The organism is Rathayibacter sp. AY1H3 (assembly GCF_002932015.1).
Map to the genome: position 1 here is coordinate 1 of NZ_PSUU01000090.1, position 3,564 is coordinate 3,564.

The window sequence follows — 3,564 nt, forward strand, 5'->3', positions numbered from 1 at the left end:
GCTACGGCGCCGCGCTCGGCGTCGTCATCCTGCTGGTCTCCCTCGCCTTCACCTACCTGCAGTGGCGCACGCGCCGCCCGCCGCGTCCGTCGGCACTCTCCTGCCCCGTCCTCTCCGGCCCTGCTCTGTCCTCTCCTTCCACGTCCTCTCCTGCCCCGTCCGGTCAGGAGCGCCCCGCCGCGGCGACCGCTCCACTCCGCCCGTGCCCCCGCCCGTGCCGCCGCCCGACCTCACCGGATGCCGCTGCGCGCGAACCCCTGCACGAAGTAGCGCTGGAAGCGCAGGAACAGCAGCACCATCGGCAGCACCGACACCAGCGCCAGCGCCATGCTCGCGCTGTAGTCCGGCGTCGACTGGCCCTTGAGGTAGAGCAGGCCGATCGGCAGCGTGAACAGCTCGTTGTCCTTCAGGGCGATCAGCGGCCAGGCGAAGTCGTTCCAGCTGCCGAGCAGAGTCAGCAGGATCAGGACGGCGATCAGCGGCTTCGAGAGCGGCAGCACGATCTGCAGGAACACCCGCAGGTGGCCGGCGCCGTCGATCCGCGCCGCCTCGATCAGCTCCTCCGGGATGGAGAGGAAGAACTGCCGGGCGAGGAAGATCCCGAAGGCCGCCGCCGCTCCGGGCAGGATCACCGACCAGTAGGTGCCGTAGATCTGCAGTCCGGTCACGAGCTTGAACTGCGCGACCATGATCGCCTGCACCGGGATCATCATCGTGGCCAGTGCGAGCAGGAACAGCAGGTTCCGCCCCGGGAAGCGCAGCCGCGCGAAGCCCCAGCCGGCCAGAAGGTTCACCACGACGGTGAACACCGTGACGAACGCCCCGATCACGACCGAGTTGACGAACCACTCGCCCACGGGGAATCGCGCGAACACCGTCGCGAAGTTCTCGAACGAGATTTCGCTCGGCCAGAAGCGGGGCGGGCCGGGCGCGAACACCTCGCCGCGCGGCGAGAAGGCGATGACGAGCATCCAGTACAGCGGGAAGAACACGATCGCCGAGGCGACGATCGCGACGACGAGGCGGATGACGAGTCCGGAGCGGGAGCCGTCGCGGCGGGAGGGGCGCCGGCGCGGGGTCTCGCGGGCGGTGGCCGCGGCGACCGCGGCGGGCGTGGTGACGGTGGAGGACGACATGAGGGCTCCTAGTCGACGAGGTCGCGCGTGCGGCTCGTGCGCCACTGCAGGTAGGTGAAGGCGAGGGAGACCAGCAGGATGACGACGCCGAGCGCGGCGCCGTAGCCCTGCTCTCGGACCTGGAAGCCGTTGCGGTACGCGTAGGTGCCGAGCACCGACGTGGAGAAGCCGGGGCCGCCGCCCGTCATCACGAAGACGATGTCGAAGACCTGGAACGAGGCGATCACGTTCATGATCAGCAGGAAGAAGGTGGACGGGCCGACCAGCGGCACCGTCAGTGCGCGGAACTGCTGCCAGCGCGTCGCTCCATCGATCCGCGCGGCCTCGTAGAGCTCGGGCGAGACGCTCTGCAGGCCCGCCAGGTAGATGACCATGTTGAAGCCGATCCGCAGCCACACCGCGGTCAGCATCACCGAGATCATCGCCGCGGAGCCGTCCGACTGCCACGCGACCGGCGAGGCGCCCAGCGAGCTCAGCACCTTGTTCACGATGCCCGAGGACTCGCTGAAGATCGTGACCGCGATCATCCCGGAGGCGACGCCCGAGATCACCAGGGGCAGCACGATCACCGTGCGGAAGATCCCGCGGGCGGGCAGCACGGAGTTGAGCAGCACGGCCAGGCCGAGGCCGCCGGCGAGCTCGAGCGGCACGGTGACCGCGGTGAAGAGGAGCGTGTTGCCCAGGCTCTGCCAGAACACCGGGTCGGCGCCCATCCGCAGGTAGTTCGCGAAGCCGACCCACTCGGGCGTGCCGAAGCCGCGCGACTCCTGGAACGAGAGCTGGATCGCCCAGAGGATCGGCACGAACAGGAACAGCGCCATCAGGAGCAGGTTCGGGCCGACGAAGCCGAAGCCGGCGAGGGCCTCGCGCCTGCGGGCCGACCGCGGCCGGGCGGAGGAGCCCGCCCGGCCGCGGAGGGTGGTGGCGGTCATCAGCTGGTCGCCTGCTGGATGGCCGCGTCGAGGCCGGAGAGGGTCTCCTCGGTGCTGCGTCCGCCGACGAACGCCTCCTCGAGCTGGTCCTGCATCGCGACGGAGATCTTCGCGAGGAACGGCGAGGTGAGCTGCTGCACGTCCCGCGGGGTGATCGTCGCGGCCTGCTCGACGAACACGGGCATCACGTCCGGGCGCACCGCGAAGTCGATCGACGCGGGGTCGATGTCGGACCGGGTGGGCAGCTCGTTCGTCGCCGCGCAGAACTCGGCCATGGTGTCGGCCTGCGTCATGAACGAGAGGAACTCGGTCGCGAGCTCCGGGTTGTCGGTGTCGGCCGTGGCGACGAGGGCGTTGCCGCCGAGGTCGGTCGCGCCGCGCTCGTCGACGGGCATCGGCGTGGCGGTCCACTCGAAGTCGGCGAGGTCGTCGATGTCCGGCACGAGGAAGGACCCGGCGAACGCCATCGCCGCGGTCTGCTCCGTGAAGAAGGAGTCGGCGTAGGTGGCGGACTTCACCGAGCTGGTCGGCGGAACCCAGTCGTTGTCGAAGAAGCTCTTCGTGAAGTCCAGCGCCTTCGCGCCGGCGGCGAAGTCGATCGCCGGAGTGGTGCCGTCCTCCTCCAGGAGCGTGCCGTCGGCCTCGAACAGCCAGCTCAGCCAGCGGGGCGTGCCGCCGAGCTGCCAGTTGTAGACGAACGGGTACTGCTCGGCGGGCAGGCTCGCGCGCAGCTTCGCGGAGGCGTCGGCGAACTCCTCCCAGGTCCACGCCTCGTCGGCGGTGGTCGGCACGTCGGTGATGCTGGCCGCCGCGAGCAGCTGCGTGTTCACCAGCAGCGCCGACACGTCGGTCTGGTGCGGGACGCCGTAGGGCTTCCCCTCGAAGGAGACGGCCTCCTGGAACGCGGGCGTGAAGGAGTCGAAGTCGTCGATCCGGTCGGTCAGGTCGAGCAGCTGCTCCTGGCTGGAGTAGACGCCGAGGTTGCCGTAGTCGACGCGGAACACGTCGGGGGCCTCGCCCGACGACAGCTGCGCGTCGATGTTGCTGAACATCTGGTCGTAGGGGACGACGTTGAGCTCGACGCTCGCCCCCTCGTGCTCGGCCTCGAAGTCGGTGATCAGCGACTCGAAGGCCGCCTGCTCGGACTCGCTGGCCCAGGTGGTGAAGGTGATCGAGTCGGCGTCGGCCGAACCGCCGCCTCCTCCGCCGAAGCCGCTGCAGCCGGTGAGGGCGGCGGTCGACGCCAGGACGGCGGCGAGGGGGATGAATCGTCTGCGCATGGGTGGTCTCCTGCTGTGAAGGGTCGGACGGGGGCGGGGTCGGCGCATCCGTCGGCGGCGTCGGTGCCGAGCCGTCGCTCGGGGGCGTCGGCGCCGTGCCGTCAGCAGGCGGGGTCGGCCGGCCTCCCGCGCGAGGCGGCGGATCCCGCCCGACCCGCAGGCGCCGGTGCGATCATGCGCTGACGCGACCCGCCCGGAGGTCCGCCCGACCCGGAG

Annotated in this window: 3 protein-coding genes; all 3 read right to left on the reverse strand. The window is 70.5% G+C overall.

Annotated elements, in window-relative coordinates; genetic code table 11:
* Window positions 1–230 precede the first annotated feature (230 nt).
* Genes C5C33_RS17970 through C5C33_RS17980 form a run of 3 tightly spaced genes read right to left on the reverse strand, consistent with a single transcriptional unit; the run spans window position 231 to window position 3,348 of the window.
* Window positions 231–1,136 carry a carbohydrate ABC transporter permease gene (locus C5C33_RS17970; RefSeq protein WP_104261781.1) on the reverse strand — a complete coding sequence of 302 codons (906 nt, stop codon included), beginning with the start codon at window positions 1,134–1,136 and terminating at the stop codon, window positions 231–233.
* A gap of 8 nt (window positions 1,137–1,144) precedes the next feature.
* Window positions 1,145–2,068: a carbohydrate ABC transporter permease gene (locus tag C5C33_RS17975; protein ID WP_104239656.1), complete on the reverse strand. Its 924-nt coding sequence runs from the start codon at window positions 2,066–2,068 to the stop codon at window positions 1,145–1,147.
* Entirely contained in the window at window positions 2,068–3,348 is a 1,281-nt protein-coding gene (locus C5C33_RS17980; protein WP_258069281.1) for a sugar ABC transporter substrate-binding protein, read from the reverse strand. Before C5C33_RS17980 ends, C5C33_RS17975 begins: the two co-directional genes overlap by 1 nt.
* Window positions 3,349–3,564 lie beyond the last annotated feature (216 nt).